The sequence below is a fragment of the Oryzibacillus soli genome (assembly GCF_051594765.1).
Lineage (GTDB): Bacteria > Bacillota > Bacilli > Paenibacillales > NBRC-103111 > Paenibacillus_AR.
This window is the reverse complement of the sequence record NZ_JBPPGJ010000001.1, coordinates 113,206-131,341: the sequence shown is the minus strand read 5'-3', so window position 1 is coordinate 131,341 and position 18,136 is coordinate 113,206. Positions and strand designations below refer to the sequence as shown.

The 18,136-nt window shown below is 58.2% G+C and carries 10 protein-coding genes; 9 read left to right on the top strand and 1 reads right to left on the bottom strand.

Going from position 1 to position 18,136, the window contains the following annotated elements:
* Window positions 1-63 precede the first annotated feature (63 nt).
* On the top strand, window positions 64-2,745 hold the full coding sequence (locus tag ACSEXW_RS00455; RefSeq protein ID WP_438444118.1) for a glycoside hydrolase family 78 protein: 2,682 nt from the start codon (window positions 64-66) through the stop codon (window positions 2,743-2,745).
* A 116-nt stretch (window positions 2,746-2,861) separates the two neighbouring features.
* On the opposite strand, the gene ACSEXW_RS00450 is transcribed toward ACSEXW_RS00455, so the two are convergent.
* Window positions 2,862-3,701: a helix-turn-helix domain-containing protein gene (locus ACSEXW_RS00450; RefSeq protein ID WP_438444117.1), complete on the bottom strand. Its 840-nt coding sequence runs from the start codon at window positions 3,699-3,701 to the stop codon at window positions 2,862-2,864.
* A gap of 163 nt (window positions 3,702-3,864) precedes the next feature.
* Here ACSEXW_RS00450 and ACSEXW_RS00445 point away from each other — a divergent pair, with 163 nt between their 5' ends.
* The 8 genes from ACSEXW_RS00445 (at window position 3,865) to ACSEXW_RS00410 (ending at window position 18,124) form a co-directional block, all read left to right on the top strand.
* Window positions 3,865-4,902: a glycoside hydrolase family 88/105 protein gene (locus tag ACSEXW_RS00445; protein WP_438444116.1), complete on the top strand. Its 1,038-nt coding sequence runs from the start codon at window positions 3,865-3,867 to the stop codon at window positions 4,900-4,902.
* Window positions 4,903-5,110: 208 nt separating this feature from the next.
* Window positions 5,111-6,841 carry a sensor histidine kinase gene (locus tag ACSEXW_RS00440; RefSeq protein ID WP_438444115.1) on the top strand — a complete coding sequence of 577 codons (1,731 nt, stop codon included), beginning with the start codon at window positions 5,111-5,113 and terminating at the stop codon, window positions 6,839-6,841.
* Between the two features lie 11 nt (window positions 6,842-6,852).
* On the top strand, window positions 6,853-8,472 hold the full coding sequence (locus ACSEXW_RS00435; protein ID WP_438444114.1) for a response regulator transcription factor: 1,620 nt from the start codon (window positions 6,853-6,855) through the stop codon (window positions 8,470-8,472).
* 248 nt (window positions 8,473-8,720) lie between these two features.
* Complete coding sequence (locus ACSEXW_RS00430; protein WP_438444113.1) at window positions 8,721-12,002, top strand: sugar-binding protein; 3,282 nt, start codon at window positions 8,721-8,723, stop codon at window positions 12,000-12,002.
* 17 nt (window positions 12,003-12,019) lie between these two features.
* On the top strand, window positions 12,020-14,908 hold the full coding sequence (locus ACSEXW_RS00425; RefSeq protein ID WP_438444112.1) for a golvesin C-terminal-like domain-containing protein: 2,889 nt from the start codon (window positions 12,020-12,022) through the stop codon (window positions 14,906-14,908).
* Window positions 14,909-15,015: 107 nt separating this feature from the next.
* Window positions 15,016-16,071 (top strand): peptidylprolyl isomerase, encoded by a 1,056-nt coding sequence (locus ACSEXW_RS00420; protein ID WP_438444111.1) that lies wholly within the window; start codon window positions 15,016-15,018, stop codon window positions 16,069-16,071.
* 124 nt (window positions 16,072-16,195) lie between these two features.
* Entirely contained in the window at window positions 16,196-17,134 is a 939-nt protein-coding gene (locus ACSEXW_RS00415) for an ABC transporter permease (RefSeq protein WP_438444110.1), read from the top strand.
* Window positions 17,135-17,167: 33 nt separating this feature from the next.
* Window positions 17,168-18,124: a carbohydrate ABC transporter permease gene (locus tag ACSEXW_RS00410; protein ID WP_438444109.1), complete on the top strand. Its 957-nt coding sequence runs from the start codon at window positions 17,168-17,170 to the stop codon at window positions 18,122-18,124.
* The last annotated feature ends 12 nt before the right edge of the window (window positions 18,125-18,136 follow it).

The window sequence follows — 18,136 nt, the reverse complement described above, 5'->3', positions numbered from 1 at the left end:
CCGCTATGGAGAATGGCCCCCTGTACAATGAGGGTAGAAATCATTTTACCGGGAGGGAACCCCATGACACTTCTCATCACGGAGCCGCGCTGCGAGTATTTCAACAACCCCTTGAATCTTGCTGCAAAAAAGCCCAGGCTCAGCTGGAAGCTTACGTCGGACCGCCGCAATGTCCTGCAGGCCGCTTACCGGATTCAGGTATCCCGCGAGGACCGGAGCTTCCTGCCGGAGCATCTCGTATGGGACAGCGGGAAGGTCGATTCCGACCGCAGCATCCATGTGGAGTACGCCGGAAAGCCGCTTGAGTCCGATACCCGTTACTATTACCGGATCCAAGCCTGGGACCGTTCGGGGGAAGCTGCGCCATGGAGTGAAGCCGGGTATTGGCAGATGGGCCTGCTGGATCCCAGCGAGTGGAAGGCGGAGTGGATGACGCCGGCTCCGGATGCCATCGACCCCCTGGCGGAAGCCGCCTTCTATCTGCGGAGAGCCTTCGTGCTCCAACAGAAGCCCGTACACCGGGCTACCCTGTACGCCACCGCCCTCGGGCTGTACCAGCTGGAGCTGGACGGCAGCATGGTGGGAGACAGCCTGTTCACTCCGGGCTGGACCAGCTATAAGCACCGGCTGCAGGTTCAAGCTTATGATGTGACGGACGGCCTTCAGTGCGGCGGTGTCCATGCTCTCGGGGCGGTGCTGGGCGACGGCTGGTACAAGGGACGGTTGACTTGGGAGAACCGCAGCCGGGTGTACGGAGAGCAGCGGGCCTTGCTTCTTCAGCTGCATGTCAAGTACCAGGACGGGACGGAGGATACTCTCTGCAGTGACGACACTTGGCGCGCTTCAACCGGCCCCATCCGGATGTCGGAGCTCTATGACGGCGAGACGTATGACGCGCGGCTGGAGCTTCCCGGCTGGAGCACGGCCGGCTATGACGATTCCAGCTGGAGCCGGACCGCCGTCCTGCCGCATCCCAAGGAGCACCTTGTAGGGGAACAGAGCGAACGGGTGAAGGTGACCGAATGCCTGAAGCCCATTGCGGTGATCCGTACCCCCAAGGGCGAGACGGTGCTCGATATGGGGCAAAATATGGTCGGCCGGGTTCGGTTTACGGTCGATGCGCCTGCCGGCACGGTGGTGAAGCTGTATCATGCCGAGGTGCTGGACCAAGACGGGAATTTCTATACGGGCAATCTGCGGAACGCCAAACAGACGGTGACTTATACTTGCCGGGGCAGCGGAGAGTACTATCGGCCCACCTTTTCGTTCCAGGGCTTCCGGTATGTCCGGGTGGAGGGCTGGCCGGAACCTCTCGATCCTGCCAGCTTCACCGGAGAAGTCATTCACACCGACATGATTCCCACCGGATCCTTCGAGTGCTCTCATCCTCTGATCAACCAACTGCAGAGCAATATCGTATGGGGCCAGAGGGGCAATTTCCTCGACGTCCCTACGGATTGCCCGCAGCGGGACGAGAGGCTGGGCTGGACTGGCGACGCCCAGGTTTTTGTCCGTACGGCGGCCTTCAACTATGGGGTGGCCCCGTTTTTTGGCAAATGGCTGAAGGATCTGGCTGCCGATCAGAAGCCGGACGGGGGCGTCCCCTTCGTGATCCCGGATGTGCTGGACGCCAGGTCCCATTCCTCGGCGGCTTGGGGGGATGCCGCGGTCATCTGTCCCTGGACCGTCTATCTGATCTACGGGGATACGCGCATCCTGGAGGAGCAGTACCCCAGCATGAGGGCATGGGTCGAATACATCCGCGCCCAGGGGGAGGAGGAGCTCCTCTGGAATACGGGCTTCCACTTCGGCGATTGGCTGGGACTTGATGCCAAGGAGAACAGCTATGTCGGAGCCACCCCGAAGGATCTGATCGCCACGGCCTTCTACGCTTATTCGACCTCCCTGGTAGCGAAAGCGGCAGCCGTACTCGGCCATTCGGAGGATGCGCAGCGGTACGGGGAGCTCCATGGCCGTATCGTCCGGGCATTCGCTTCGGAGTTCATTACCCCGAACGGCCGGCTGGCGGGCCATACCCAAACAGCGCACGTCCTTGCCCTGATGTTCGAGCTTGCCGACGGCGAGGTCCGCCGGAAGCTGGCGGCCGCCTTGGCCGCCTATATCGAAGAGCAGAAGATGCACCTGACCACGGGCTTCGTCGGCACGCCGTACCTGTGCCATGTGCTGTCGGCCCACGGGTACCATGACCTGGCCGTGAAGCTGGTGCATCAGGAGGAGTATCCCTCCTGGCTCTATTCCGTCCGGATGGGAGCAACCACCATCTGGGAGCATTGGGACGGGATCAAGCCGGACGGCTCGTTCTGGAGCGACGATATGAACTCCTACAACCATTATGCTTACGGGGCCATCGGGGATTGGCTGTACCGGGTCGTGGCCGGCATCGAGCTGGAGGAGCAGGCGCCGGGGTATAAGCGGATCCTCCTCCAGCCGAATCCGGAATCCGGTCTTGCTTATGCCCGGGCCTCCTACGAATCCATGTACGGCAGAATCTCAAGCGGGTGGTCGAAGGGGGAAAACGGCACGGTCACCTACACATTTGAGGTCCCGGCCAATACGACGGCCCGGGTTCGCCTGCCGGATGCCGCGAACCGGACCGTAAGGGCCGATGGCCGAAGCATCGCCGAGGCTCAGGAGTGGGCGGGCAAGCTCCACGGGGACGGCGCCGCCGTCCTGATCGAGATCGGATCAGGATGTTATACCTTCATCGTGGAAGAAGTACGATAGGATCCAGAAGGTTCTCCCGGCGCGGGGAGGGCCCTTTTTGTCGCGGTTTCAACGCTGTCGGGAGGGGCTCTCTGAATGGGAGGTTCTGGAGATTTGGATGTGGCCGGGGCGGGGCGCTAGAACCTGGCCTTCCGGTAATAGAGCGGTGCATGTCCGGTGACGGACTTGAAGATCCGGCCGAAATGTGTCACGCTGCCGAAGCCCACCTTCTTGCCGATGAGGGCCGCCTGCAGCTTGGTGCTCTCGAGCAGCTTCTTCGCTTCCGTCACCCGGACGCTGTTGACGTATTCCACGAAGGTGAATCCGGTCGCTTCCTTGAAGAACCGGCTCAGGTAGGAGGGGCTGACGTAGAATTTCTCCGCCAGAAGCGGCAGCGGCAGCTCCTCCATATAATGGGTGTTGATGTAGCGGACAACCTCCGAGATGCGCTCATGCATGGGACTCAGGGACTCCAGCGGCTCCAGGCTGTGCTGGAGCTCATACCTGCAGCAGATCACGAGCAATTGCATCACCAGGGTATGGGTGAACAGCTCGTAGCCCGCCTTCCGGTCCTGGATCTCCTTCAGGATGCTCCCGGTAAGCGAGGAGATGGCCAGCTTGTCCTGCGGGGAGGCGCGAACGATGAGAACCTCCTTCTCGTAGAGCGGCCGCAGAATATCTCGGTGGGCGTCCATCATGGTCATGTAATTCTTGTCGATGTTCACGATCAATCGTTCATGTTCGGGAATCTCGGCGTTGGTGGTCCGATGCAGGACGTTCGGCGCAATGATGACCACATCCCCCTCCTGGATGACGACGGTCCGGTCCTTAATGAAGAACGTGCGCTGGCCGGACATCAGGCAGTACACCTCGTAAGTACTGTGAAAATGGCTGGTCGGCATATGATGGCTCTGCACTTTCCAGTGATTGACCATGAAGGTTCCTTCTCCATGATCCAGATGGATGTCATCTCCCATAACGGCGGCTCCTTCCTTCCGAGTATCTGTATTTATTATAACCTGTTCCTTGGATAGGGCAAGATATAAGAAGAATAGTGCAATTTGTACAAAAAATGTACATCTTATTTTGCTAAGATAAGCGTAGAAAAAGGGATGCTGCCCATGAACAGGAGATGAAGACATGCGCAAGTTCGAATGCAATGAAGCGGAAGTTAGGGAACTGATCGACCGGGTGGTCCGGAGAACCATGAACATGGATTTCACATGGAATTGGTCCTGCGGAGTGGCTTTTTACGGGATCAGCAAGGCGTGGGAAGTGACCCGGAATCAGGAATACATCGACTTCCTGGTCAAGTGGGTGGATGAATATCTGGAGCTGGGAATCCCGACCCTGATGGTCAATTCCTGCGCCATGGGCCACACCATGCTGACCCTGCACGAAGCCACCGGCGATTCCAAATATCTGGACCTGGCCTTGATGAAGGCCGAATACCTGCGGAAGGACGCCATCCGCTTCGGACAAGGCGTGTTCCAGCATACGGTGTCCTCCAAGAACGATTTCCCCGAGCAGGCTTGGGCGGATACCCTGTTTATGGCCGCATACTTCCTGCTGCGCCTGGGCTTCAAGCTGGACAATAAGGAATACATCGACGATGCGCTGAACCAATTCTATTGGCATGAGGAGTACCTGCAGGATCCGAAGACGAATCTGTTCTATCACGCTTGGGACAACGTGCGCCAGGACCATCTGTCCGGCATCTACTGGGGCCGTGCGAATGCATGGGCCGCCTATACGATGGCGCAGGCGTACAAGATGCTGAACCCGTTCATGCCGATGTGGATGCAGATCGGCGGGGCGCTGGGAGACCAGCTGAGCGCACTGGTGCGGCTCCAGACGCCGGACGGGCTGTGGCGCACGGTGCTGAACGACGAGACCTCCTACGAGGAAACCTCGGCTTCGGCAGGCATCGCCGCCGCCATCGTCATCAACGGGCACCCGCTGCATCAGAACTATATGGCGCAAGCGTATGAGGGCATCCTGGCCAACATCGACGAGGACGGCTCGGTACGGAACGTGTCGGCGGGCACGGCGGTCATGCATTCCGCGGATGACTACAAGGTGATCTCCAAGAAGCGGGTGCAGGGCTGGGGACAAGGCTTGACCTTGGCCTACCTGGTGGCGCTGCTTCAGAACCGCGAGCTGGTCAGCAAGATCTAAGGATATAAACACGAGGGGCCTCGAGCAGGCACCTGCATGACCTCTTCTCGGCTTCCGGCGGAGCAATCCGCCGGCGGTCCGGGAAGAGGTTTTTTTGCGCTGAGAACGCTCTATTTTTTTGGCTTGTTTTCCAGTAAAATGAAACTGCATCAGCTCCTGATGCTGAACCAAATCCAATGGCGGGTGCCGCCGACGGAGGAATCCGGCCATGATTCATACGCTTCGCTTCAAGCTGGTGCGCGGATTTATCTTGATCCTGATCCCTCTGGCCCTGTTCTTATACTATAACAATTATTACGCCATGAAGGTGGTCCGGGAGGAGGTCTCCCGTTCCACGGCAGATACGCTGTCCTTCTATGTTTCCGGGATCGACCGGGACTTGGAGGAGGCCAACGATTATTTGCTTCGGCAGGTGACGAGCGACGCTTCCTACCCTTTTCTGATCGACCTTTCCTTATATACATCGGAGAGCAGCGCCTATTTCTTAAGCAAGCAGTGGATTCTTCGGACCTTCATGAACGACTTGAACGACTACCATGCGGTGGATGCCTTCTTCGCCTATTCCTTCCGGAACGACGATTTTATCGCCACGGAGCAGTCTTACGAAACCGCCCAGCGGAACGGAAGGCTGTTCCGAAGCTACTTTTACGACAGGGCAGTGCAAGGGGAGCAGCGATGGGAGGTGTACCGGTTCGAGAACAAGAGCTTCCTGATCCGGCTCGTCAAAGCCACCCAAGATGTATACGCAGGAGCCATCGTGGACTGCGAACGGTTCATGAAGCCTCTGGACCAGCTTGGCGGCAGCGGGAACGCCAGGGTGCTTCTGCTCACAGAGGAGGGCCTTCCGCTGGAGTGGTCGGACCTGCCGGCTGACAGTCTGGAATCGCTGAAGTCCGTAAAGCCGGGGCCGGAACGGCTGCACCGGACCTTCAAGGATCCTGCAGACGGCAAGAGCTACATGCTGGCGGATGCTTCCTTTCGTTGGGCTCCGCTGCGGTTCATGCAGCTGATCCCCGAGCAGGAGAAGCTGAAGCAGCTTCCCTTCTTCCAGCGGGTCATTCTCTTCATTCCGGTGGGGGCGGGGGTGCTGTTGATTTTTTACCACCTCTCTCTGAAGCGGATTCTCCTTGCTCCCCTGAATGCCCTGATCCGGGGCATGCGCAAGATCATGCAGGGGGACTTCGACGTCCGGCTGAAGGACGATCCCTCTACGGAGTTCCAATTTCTCATCGATACGTTCAATACGATGGTGACCGAGGTCCGGAGTCTGAAGATCAAGTTCTATGAGGAGAAGCTCCGGGCCCAGCAATCGGAGTTCAAGCATCTGCAGGCCCAGATCAACCCGCACTTTTACCTGAATTCCTTGAACATCATCTACAGCTTGTCCCTCTTGGGCGAGAACCGCCTGGTGGAGAAGATGGCGGAGCATATGGCCGATTATTTCCGATTCATCACCCGGTCCCACCGGGATTCCATCTCCCTGGAGGAGGAGCTGGAGCATATCCGCAGCTATATGGAGATCCAGTGCCTTCGTTTCCCGGATAAGCTGACCTACCGGATCGAGGTGCTGGAGGCATGCAGAAGGGTGCCAATCCTGCCGCTGACGGTCCAGCCCTTCGTCGAGAATGCCATCATCCACGGGATGACCAAGGGAAGCGGGGGCTTCCATGTGCATCTTAGGGCGGAATTTGCGGAGGGGGCGGCAGATCGGATCTGCGTGACGATCGCCGATAACGGCAAGGGTCTTCCAGCGGAGCTGGTGGACTCGTTCAACAGGGGAGAGGCCGGGTCGGGAACGGGACCCAAGCATCTCGGAATCTGGAATGTGCTTCACCGGCTCCGGATGAAGTATGGAGAGAAAGCGACTGTCCGCTTCGGTAACGGGCCGGATTCCGGAGCGGTCATTTCCATGGAATTGCCGTCGGACATTGACGAATAGGAGACGATGGGATGTATAGGCTTCTGGTGGTGGATGATGAGCTGTATGCGGTCCGGGCGCTGCTGAAGGGGGTTGACTGGAAGGAGCTGGGGTTCGAGGATGTGCTCATGGCCCGGGATGCGGATGAGGCGATGGAGATCATCAAGGCGGACACGGTGGATCTGATGATCTGCGATATCGAGATGCCGGGGATGACGGGGCTGGAGCTGGCGGAATGGGCGGCGGAGCAGTTTCCCTGGATGGAGACGGTATTTTTGACCGGCCATGCGGATTTCTCCTACGCTCAGCAGGCAGTACAGCTGGGAAGCTTCGATTACCTGCTGAAGCCGGTCCGGCCGGAGCAGCTCAGGCAGGTGGCGGTCCGGGCGCTGGAGAAGATCAAGAAGGGCCAGGATGCCCGGTCCTTCAATGTGATGTACAACAAGTATGTGAAGCTGTGGGAAGCCCAGAAGCCCATTCTCATCGAACGGTTCTGGCAGGACATCCTGGCCGGACGCCTGGCTCCGACGGAAGCGCAGCTGGAGGAGTCGCTGTCCGCATCCAACCTGTCCATCACACCGGAGACGCGTGTGCTCCCGATCCTGATCAGTGTGGAATACTGGCACAAGGAATTGACGGAGCGGGATGAAGAGATCATGGAATATGCCCTTCGGAATGCGGCTCAAGAGCTGCTCCTCCTCACTCCGCGGGGGGATGTGGTGAAGGACAGGAACGGGATCCTGTTCGCCTTGATGTATGCGGATCCGGATGCGGGGGGCTTCCCGGACAGAGGAGCGCTCGAAGCCGCCTGCCGGAGCTATACGGATGCGTGCAGCCGGTTTTTCTACTGCAGTGTCTCCTGCTACGCCGGTGCCCCTGCTGCGATCCGCGGACTGGTGGAGATGTGCCAACGTCTGACGGAGCTGGAGCATTACAATATCCGGCACACTGGCTCCGTGCAGCTTCTGGATGGACTGCCCCGGGAGATGCCGCGGCCTTCACGGAAGAAGCCGCTTCAGGCCGATTGGTCCGACTGGGCCGTCCTGCTGGAGGCCGGGAAGAAGGAGGAGCTTCTGAAGCGGGCGGAGCTGCTCTTCGAGGGCCTGCAGCAGGAGCAGGCGGACCCCGAGGACTTGAGTGCCGTCTACCATTCGATGATTCACGTCCTGTACCAAGCCGCCCGCAAGAAGGGAATGACCATGAAGGATGTGGCCGGTACCCCGAAAGGGATAGAGGACCCGGGGGCCACCCGGTCCATCTCGCACCTGAAGGCTTGGACGCTCCGGATTCTCCGGACCGCTGCAGACCGTATGCTCGGTTACGAAGGAGAAAGCTCGGCCCTGATCGAGAAGGTGAAGCGTTACATTGACGGCTCCCTGAAGGAGGTCACCCGCGAGAGCATCGCCGCCCACGTGTATCTCAACTCGGCGTATCTCTCCCGGCTGTTCAAGAAGGAGACGGGCCAGTCTCTCGTCGACTATATCATCCAGGAGAAGATGAACCGGGCCAAGCTGCTGCTGACCGAAACGAACTGCAAAATTACGGACATCTGCGACATGCTGGGCTACGAGAACCTCTCCTATCTGGGCCGGGTATTCAAGAAAACGGTAGGGGTGACGCCCCAGGAATACCGCAAACGGTACCAGAAATAAAAGCGAATCGACTCCGGACATCACGGGGCCGTCCATGATCGGTTGACCGGCATGGGCGGCCCCGTGATCCATATAGTCATGAAAATATCAACTAGGTCACAATGCCATATAGTGGAGGAATTGTAAGCGCTTTTATAATAGGAGATGGAATCATCCGTTTCTTGCAAGGGAGGAGGTATGAACGGGCTTGTGCCGGCGGATGGACGGGGTGCACACTCATGAAGATCGTGTGGGGAGGTAATCGTGGAATGAGAGGCTTGAACAAAGCGACGGCAATGGGGCTCTTGCTCGGCATGCTGGTGTCGCAGGTACTGGGAATGCCGCAGCAAACTCATGCATCGGCAGGTGCTGCGGTATACGAATCCGTCATCAAGTACGAAGCGGAGAACGGCATATTGACCGGTGCGACGGCGATTCAGCCGGACGCAGGCGCATCGGGCGGCCGGATGGTGGGGCACTTCAACGGGAACGGGGACGGTCTGACCTTCAAGAGCCTATCTGCAGGCACGAAGCTCACCGTTTATTATGCCGCCCTGTATAGCGGAACCATCAGTCTTTATATCAACAACCAAAAGGCAGGCACCCTGTCAGTCCCCGGCACCAACAGCTGGATCGCCCCCTACCAAGCAGCCGAGAAGGCGGTGAGTATTCCTGCCGGAGCTACGGTGACGCTGCAGCGGGATGCCTACGATACGGGGATCAACATCGACTACATCACCATCACCCAGCCGGAATCCACCGTTCCCTTCGATGCCAAGGGGAAATATACGGATTCGCTGGACTCGCTGAATCATACCGTAACCCATTCCGGCATCACCCAGTCGTCGGGAAGCATATCGGGGCCGGGCGACCTGGTGTATAGCGCAGGCACTGCCGGCTTTAAGTCCATCTCGCTTGAGACGACCTTTAATAAATGGTCCTTGAACTATAACGGGAAGGATCTTTCGGTATACGAAGCGGTGTATGACGCTTCATCGGGCGCCTTCACCAATACGAAGCAGGTGCCCCTCGTCCGGGAGCTCCGTCCCAACCTGATGGAGAACAAGGATGTCGGCAAGGCGGTATATATATCCGGGCCCATTACCCCTGGCACCCGGTATCTGCGGGTGGTGCTTCCGGATAAGGAATTTTTCCAGAATGAAGACCCGGCTCATTTCCCCAACTTCAAGGTGGACTCCATCACCATGACCAATAGTGCCGCCGCCGGCTATTCCAATACTTACATGGTGGATGATCTATCCGGCTTCACCCGGTTTGCGCCTGGTGCCAATACCGATAATTTGTACGTGACGGATCTGACGGCCCCCGACAAGATCTGGGACGCCCGTACCTTTGCCGCCAGCCATTTTATGGAGCGCAAGAGCGCTACAGTGGCCGATCAGGGGATGACCTATGCGGCCCCGGAGGGTAAGGAGCTTAACAGCGTATATGCGGAAGGCTACTATAATTTCGCTCCTCCTTCCTTATTCGAGATTTGGACCTCCGCGGACGGCGTCAACTTCGTCCCTTCCACCCAGAACATCAACCGCTCGAACCCTACCTTCTTGAACAACGGCCAATGGCTGCCCTTCGTGGTGAACATACCGGATCTTCCTACCGGCACCCGGTACGCCCAGATCCGCCTCCCTGCCTATGCGGCAGGCGAGCTCTATGGAATGAAGCACCCGCGCATGACGCAGGTCGCACTCGGCTACGGGGAACCGGGCACGGGCAATCCGGTGCCAACTGACCCTTCCGGCCCCAAAGAAACGGTCATTGCATATACGGATGCTCCCCTCATCATGGATGGGATCGTAGAGACGGATGGGGATAGCGGTCCGGTCGGAGAATGGGCTGGAGCCTCCTCCGCCGTACTGGCGGGAACCGTAGATACCAATGGGGACTCGCACAGTGCCGTGGTATTCCTGAAGTATGATTATGAGAAGCTCTACATCGGTGCCAAGATTAAGGACCCGACTCCGATGCAGAACACGAATACGGGAGGCAACATCTGGAACGGGGATAATCTGGAGCTCTTCTTGGGTACGGAGGATCTGGACTTCTCCCAGTATCCGGACAAGAAGCTGGCTATGCTTCCAAGCGACGTGCAGGTCGTATTAAGCGGGGGCATGGAGCAGGGGCCTCAATTCTATCTCTATCAGAACGGCGTCTTCAGCTATCCAAATATCGAGATGAACGTCCGGCCGGATGCCAACGGGAAGGGCTATACCATCGAAGCCTCCATTCCCCTGCATGTACTGGGCATCACTGACCCCTGGGACCACAAGCGGGTGATTTTGAATCCGGTGCTGAATGACGGGGCCATGCCGAAGAGAGGGCAGTACGGCTGGACCACCACGGACGAGCCCACCAAGAAAAGCAGAAGCTTATGGGGAAGCGCCGATCTGGAGCCGACGCTTGCTCCCGCAGCCGGGCTGTCCGTGGCAGCCGCCGTGGATGCGCTCACCGGGGCCGTAACCGTGACGGGTACGACATACCAGGCTCTGGCGAAGGATGTCACGATTCTGGTCAAGAATTCCGGCGGATACACGGCCTATCTGGATCAAGCGCGGAGTGATTCGCTGGGGCGGTTTAGCTTCACCTTCCCCATTAACGGCGAAGTCTTCGGCGGCGGCAGATACACGGTACTGGCCGGTGGAGACGGCATCGATCGCCCGGGCTCCACGGTTTTCGACTATACGCCTGTACCTGAAGGTCCCGCTGCGGTATCGGCGAGCTTGACAACGGATGCAGCTGTGCTCCAAAAAGGCTCCGTTCTGCAGGCAACCGCCGGGCTGGAGCGGGCCAGCGGGGTTTCCGCCGTGGAGATGGAAATCCGGTACGACCCGTTGCTCTTCTCCTATGTTGCCGGAAGTGCCGCGCCCGCCGATCCGAATTCGGCGATCGTGGACAGCCAGCTGGACGAAGCAAACGGGTCGCTCCGGTTCGTATTGGCCCGTCTGGGTCCGGATCATACGTTGTCAGGTTCAGCTCCTGTTCTGACCCTTCGTTTCACGGCGATCGGAGCTTCCGGACAAGGTAAAATCGAAGTCGCCCGGACGGTCGTGTCCAACCCGCAGGGTGCCCTGACGTCGGCTGCGGTGAACCAAGCCATCGTCATGGTCACCGTAATGCCGGAAACCACTCCATTGTTGTCTGCCATTATCCAAGCCCAAAACCTCTATGACCATACCGCAGCAGGCATGGAGAATGGCAACGTACCGCCCAAAGCGAAGGAAGCGCTGCTGGCGTCCCTTACAAGCGCCCAGGCAGCAGCTCACGACCCTGCGTCAACACCGGATAGGATCGCCCAAGCATTATCGGCATTGACTGCTGCCGTCTCCAAGTTCCAAAGCCTGGTGATCACGGTTACGACGGGGGATTTCGGCAGCCCGGGCTATGATCTGAGCGAAATCGGAATCATGGCCGGTTCGTACGGGGTGAAGGCTAACGATGCCGGCTGGAATCCCGCTTATGATCTGGACGGCGACGGCGAAGTCGGAGATTATGAGCTGGTCTTCGTCGCCAAACGTTTCCACGAGGAGGGGTAAGAGTGAAGGGTGCCATCATGCTTAAAAAAGGAATCACCCTATTGTGGATCGCGATGCTTCTGCTGCTCTCCTGGACATGCGTCGTGCCGGCGGACCCGGCCTATGCCGCAACAGGTATCGTCTATTACGTCGATTCCGCATCCGGAAAGGATACCAACAACGGAACAAGCCAGAATACGCCATGGAAGACGCTTGCCTCTGTGTCGTCCCGGGCTTCCCAGTTCAAGCCGGGGGATCAGATTCTGCTGAAATCGGGAAGCATCTGGAACGAGTCCTTCGATATCACCTTTTCCGGTGCGGAAGGCAGCGCGATTACAGTGGGGAAGTACGGCGGAGACACCAAGCCCGTCATCAACGGAAGAGGCGGCAATTACGCCGTCCGGATTCAGAACCAGCAGCATATCACAGTGCGAGATATCGAGATCACCAACTTCTCCGCATCGAATTATGATGACTACAAGTCCGCCTATTACCGCCGATCCGGCGTTTGGGTCCAGGCCTACCACAAGGGAGCGATGAGCAATATCAGCCTGATCGGATTGGATATCCATGATATTACAGGGATATCCGTCACCGGTGAGTCCTGGGTGAAGGATACCGACGGCGATATGGTGAACAAGAACCATAATGCCGCGATCCTGCTCAATTCCTGGGAATGGGAGGCCAATGTGGCCGCCGACAAGCATGCCTATTTCAAGAATCTGCTGGTCCAGGATTGCAGCATCCACGATATCCGGACCATCGGAATCACACTGGACGGACATGAGAAACAGACGGAGACTCTGTACCACAAAAATGTCGTGATCAAGAATAATACGATCAGCAAGACCGGCTCGGACGCCATTGTCATCGGGGTCTCCGAAAATCCGCTCATCGAGTATAACACCGCCTACGATGCCGGGATCCATTCGGTGGACGGCAAGTGGATCGCAGGGATCTGGGTATGGAGGACCCTGGGCGCAACCATCCAGAACAACGAGGTGGCCCGGGTTCATTACCAGTCCAGCGCCAGCGCCGATTCCAATGCCTTCGACGTGGACATTCAGGCTCAAGGAAATCACCTCTTCCAGTACAACTATTCTCATGACAATACGGGCGGCTTCGCCATGGACATGGGACAGCTGAAGAACGGAAGAACAGTGTACCGGTACAATATCAGCCAGAACGACCAGCACCACAGCTTCTCCGGCAATACGATGAATATATCGGATCCCTCGTTGTTGTATAACAACCTCTTTTATAACGACAATGGGGATGGCTTCGTCATCGCGAACAATGCGAAGGCCACCTTCGTGAACAATATTTTCTACACCTCCAAAGGCAATACTCCTTATCCGGCCGGTCCTAAATTTTATAACAACGGCTTCTTCGGCGCTGCGCCGCCCGCCCAAGGCTTGAACAACCTGACCGTGGATCCGAAATTCGTGAACCCGGGCCAAGGCGGGGACGGAATGGCCAGCGTCGCCGGATACCGTCTACAGCCTGACTCTCCTCTGATCGGCGCCGGAAGGGCGATGGAGGAACATGGAGGGAAGGACTTCTGGGGGAATGCGCTGTATACTGGGTCGCCGGATATCGGGGTATTCGAGGCCCCGGACAGCACCGTATCCGATTCCACGGCTCCGGCACGACCGACCGGTCTGACCGTCATCGATCGGACGGATACGAGTGTCACGCTGGCATGGAATGCCATGGAAAACGGCGTTCCCTTGGACGGAGAGATCTACAACGCGGCAGACCAATCGAAGGCGGCGTCGGTCATGTTCGGCAACCGGGTGACGGTGACCGGGCTTGCTCCGGACACCGCATACAGCTTCTATGCCGTGGCGAAGGATAGGTCCGGCAATCCGTCGGCGGGAAGCGATCCGGTAACGGTCCGGACGTCGATGGCGGCGGTTGCTGTGGACAATACGGATGCCCAGATTACGGGAAGCTGGAATGCGGCAAACGGGGGCAGCTCCTACAACAACGATTACTTGACCATTGCCAAAGGAAGCGGCGCCAATTCGGTTACCTGGACGCCGAGCCTGGCCAGGGACGGGTATTATCAAGTCTATTACCGGCTGCCTGCCGGCAATGGGAACAGGGCCTCTAACGCACCGTTTACGGTCAGCTTCGACGGCAGCTCCAAGACCTACCTAATCAATGAGCGCACTGCAACCGGAGAATGGACTCCGCTCGGCATCCACCGCTTCAAGGCGGGCACGTCCGGCAGTGTCAAGGTGACGGATCTGGCGAACGGGGAAATCGCGGCAGACGCCGTGAAGTTCCTCTATCTGGAGGGCTTCGGCCCCTCCAGCATCTCAAGGGCTATCCTGACCGCCGAGAAGCAGCAGCTGCGGGTCGGCACCTCCATGTCCCTATCCGTGGTGGGGACCGACGAATCGGGGGGGAAGGCTCTGGATCTGGTATCGGCGGGCTTCCCCATCCAATACGAGAGCGATAATCCCGCCGTGACTGTATCGTCCTCCGGTATCGTGACTGCCGTCACGCAAGGAACGGCCCAGATCAAAGCAACAGCCGTGCTGAACGGGGCGTCGGTTGTCAGCAATACCGTCCGGGTTATCGCAGGGCCGGCATTCACTGTTCTCCCCCCGGCGATTACGGACGGGTCCGGCCAACCGATTGCCTCGCTCACGCCCTACGGGCTGGTGCAGGCCTCTACGACGGTGGTCAATTCCACCGACAACCAGCAGTCCGCCACCCTGATCCTTGCGGTATATAATCAGGATGGCCTGTTGAAGAGCAGTTCGGCCGACGCGGCCGTCAAGAGCTATGATTCCTCGACGCTAACTACGACCCTGGTCTTGCCGGGGGATGTGGCGGGATGTTATGTCCGGGCATTCGTATGGGACGGCAAGGAAAGTATGCATCCGCTGGCGCCACGTACGGGATATCCGAATTGACGAAGATTTCGGAATGAAGGGAACGGAGCTCCTCCGGAAGCGGTTTAACGCTGCCGGAGCATGGGCTCTCTTCCTTTTCATCATGCCGGTTGAAGGAGGGGTGTAGGATGTGGCGGTACGTGGGGGGATGGAAATTGGCCCGTATGATACTCCCGCTTCTAGTCCTGGCGGCGGTCATGATCATGAAGGACCGGTTGCCAGAGCCGGCTGATGCACCCGCTGGGGGGGACATTGCAGCTGCCGTGGATGGGGAGCCGCTGACGGTTCAGGAGCTGCGGCTGCATATGGCTGAGCAGAGAGCACGGGTCTCCGCTTATTTCAACGCGGCGTATCAAGCGGAGGAAAGTCCGGCGTTCTGGACCACCTCTTATGGAGGGGAGATCCCTCTGGAGAAGCTGAAGAAGGAAGCTCTTGCCGCTGCGGCCCGCAGCAAAATCCCCATGCTTCTGGCCAAGCGGGAAGGGATCGTGGCCGATATCAGCTATGCCGCTTTCCTGCAAGGATTCCAGTCGGAGAATGAACGCAGGGCGGCGGCCAAGAAGAACCGCCAGCCCCTTTACGGGCCGGAGCAATACCGGGAGTCCGAGTATTATCGGGTCTATCAATCCAATGTAACCGGCGAGCTGCAGAAGAAGCTGCAGCTGGGGAGCCGCTTCTCGGAAGAAGAGCTGCTGCGCTACTACGAGTCCCGGAAGGAGCAGCTCTTCAAGCTGCCGGATACCATAACAGTCCGCAGACTGACCTTGACCCACCCGGAGGCAGGGTCTGTTCTGGCAGGGATAAAGGAGAAGGCCGATGCGGGTATGGAGCTGGAGGAGGCCGCAGCACCGTACAAGGAATGGGCGGTATGGGAAGAGACCGTGACAGGCGGGGGGAGTGTCCGCAGCAGTGCCCTGTCGGATCCGGAGCTGATGTCGCGGATCTCTTCCTTGGGGGAAGGGCAAGTATCGGATGTCTTCCAAGCGAACGGGAAGCCGTGGCTGGCGGTATGTATCGGACGGGCAGGCAACGGCTACCGGGCGTTTCACGAGGTCAGGGAGGGTATTCGGAATACCCTGGCTTCCGAAGCCTTCCGGACCTTGCTGGAAGAGAGAATCCGGGATGCCAGAGTGGAGATCAACCCGCAGGTATACGGCAGGATCCGGGATGCGGAGCTCCCGTAAACGGAGCGTGCCCGGCAGCCGAACTCGTCACAAAAAGGTGAAGCAGGTCACATCCCTTCGTAGTGGGGCGCGGGAGCCTCTCCTATAATGAAGATATCCCGATCCTACAAGCGAGGTGGCATCAATGGTACCAATTGTGGAGCCCCGGCGGAAGCCGTTCTGGAAAGTCCTGATTCGAGAACGCCATTTCCTGATTATGCTGCTGCCCGGGGTCCTCTACCTGCTCTTGAACAATTACCTGCCCATGGCCGGCACGGTCATCGCCTTCAAGAGCATGGACTACAGGGGAATCTGGGGCAGCCCGTGGGCAGGCCTGGAGAACTTCGAATTTCTATTCAAGACGACGGATGCCTGGGTCATTACCAGGAACACGATTCTGTACAACCTGCTCTTCATCGTTCTCATTACGACCTTCGCCGTGCTGCTGGCCATCATGCTGAATGAACTCCGGAACCGGTTCGCGGCCAAGGTGTACCAGAGCGTCATGTTTCTCCCCTACTTCCTGTCCATGGTGGTGGTGGCCTATCTGGTCTTCTCCATGCTGAGCGAGGAGTACGGGTTCGTGAACAAGTCTATCCTGGAGCCACTGGGCTATGAAGGAATCTCCTGGTACGGCGAACCGAAGTATTGGCCGTACATTCTTCCGATGGTGCATGTCTGGAAGAACGTGGGGTACTCCAGCGTCATCTACCTGGCCGCCATCATCGGCATCGACCATGAATACTACGAGGCGGCACTGATCGACGGGGCCAGCAAGTGGCAGAGGATTACGAGAGTCACAATTCCGATGATCCGGCCGGTCATCATCATCATGACGCTGCTGGCCGTAGGCCGTATCCTGAATGCCGACTTCGGCTTGTTCTACCAGGTGTCGCTGGATGCGGGGGCGCTGTACCCCACCACCAACGTCATCGATACGTATGTGTACCGGGCGCTGCTTCAATACTCGGATATCGGGATGTCCTCCGCAGCAGGCTTGTACCAGGCGGTCGTCGGATTCTTCCTCGTCCTGACCGTCAATGCGCTGGTGAGAAGATACAGCAAGGAGGACGCCTTATTCTAACGGGACCCCGGTCCATGTGCTAGGAGGTATAGAATGGAAACCTTGACCAATTCCACCCCGGTTACAGCCGCTGCAGCCAAGCGGAAAGGGTACCGCGATCCCCATGCCGTCTCCGGTCCGGCCCACGCGGCCTTGAACGCGGTCTTCATCGTCTACAGCCTGATCTGTCTGCTGCCCATCCTGTTGGTTCTGACCGTTTCCTTCTCCGACGAGAAGTCGGTGGCGATAGACGGCTACCGGCTGATCCCGGAGAAGTTCAGCCTAACGGCGTACCGCTTCGTGTTTAACGACTTCGACAAGGTGCTTCGGGGCTATGAGGTCTCAATCCTGGCCACCGTGATCGGCACGCTGGCCGGACTCCTCATCACTTCCTTGTTCGCTTATCCGCTGGCAAGGCACTCTTTTCGCTACCGGAGATTCTTCTCCTTCTTCATCTTCTTCACGATGATCTTCAACGGCGGACTGGTGCCCTGGTACCTGGTCTACACGAATGTCCTGCATATCAACGACACCCTGCTGGCCTTGATTATCCCGAACCATCTGCTGGGCGCGTTCTACGTCATCATGATGCGGACCTTCTTCCAGCAGACCATCCATCCGTCCATCCTGGAATCCGCCAGCATCGACGGCGCCAGCGAATACCGCATCTACTTCACCGTCGTGCTGCCGCTTTCCCTGCCGGTCCTTGCGACCATCGGCTTATTCTACACCCTGGGGTATTGGAACGATTGGTTCAACAGCCTGGTCTTCATGAACAATGACAAAATGGTCAACCTTCAATATCTGATGTATAAGGTGATGAGGAACCTGCAATTCCTGATCTCCACGTCCTCGGTCTCCAGCTCCGCCTCCGGTGAAATCGCCAAGCTGCCGAACGAAACCGTACGGATGGCCATGGCTATCATCGGAATGGGGCCCATCGTGCTGGCGTATCCGTTCTTCCAGAAGTATTTCGTCAAGGGTCTGACCGTTGGCGCCGTCAAAGGCTAGGCTAATACCGGC

Excerpts from the sequence above, each read along its gene's own strand:
- ACSEXW_RS00455 (WP_438444118.1), top strand. The coding sequence starts at position 64 with ATGACACTTCTCATCACGGAGCCGCGCTGCGAGTATTTCAACAACCCC.
- ACSEXW_RS00450 (WP_438444117.1), bottom strand. The coding sequence starts at position 3,701 with ATGGGAGATGACATCCATCTGGATCATGGAGAAGGAACCTTCATGGTC.
- ACSEXW_RS00445 (WP_438444116.1), top strand. The coding sequence starts at position 3,865 with ATGCGCAAGTTCGAATGCAATGAAGCGGAAGTTAGGGAACTGATCGAC.
- ACSEXW_RS00440 (WP_438444115.1), top strand. The coding sequence starts at position 5,111 with ATGATTCATACGCTTCGCTTCAAGCTGGTGCGCGGATTTATCTTGATC.
- ACSEXW_RS00435 (WP_438444114.1), top strand. The coding sequence starts at position 6,853 with ATGTATAGGCTTCTGGTGGTGGATGATGAGCTGTATGCGGTCCGGGCG.
- ACSEXW_RS00430 (WP_438444113.1), top strand. The coding sequence starts at position 8,721 with ATGAGAGGCTTGAACAAAGCGACGGCAATGGGGCTCTTGCTCGGCATG.
- ACSEXW_RS00425 (WP_438444112.1), top strand. The coding sequence starts at position 12,020 with ATGCTTAAAAAAGGAATCACCCTATTGTGGATCGCGATGCTTCTGCTG.
- ACSEXW_RS00420 (WP_438444111.1), top strand. The coding sequence starts at position 15,016 with ATGTGGCGGTACGTGGGGGGATGGAAATTGGCCCGTATGATACTCCCG.
- ACSEXW_RS00415 (WP_438444110.1), top strand. The coding sequence starts at position 16,196 with ATGGTACCAATTGTGGAGCCCCGGCGGAAGCCGTTCTGGAAAGTCCTG.
- ACSEXW_RS00410 (WP_438444109.1), top strand. The coding sequence starts at position 17,168 with ATGGAAACCTTGACCAATTCCACCCCGGTTACAGCCGCTGCAGCCAAG.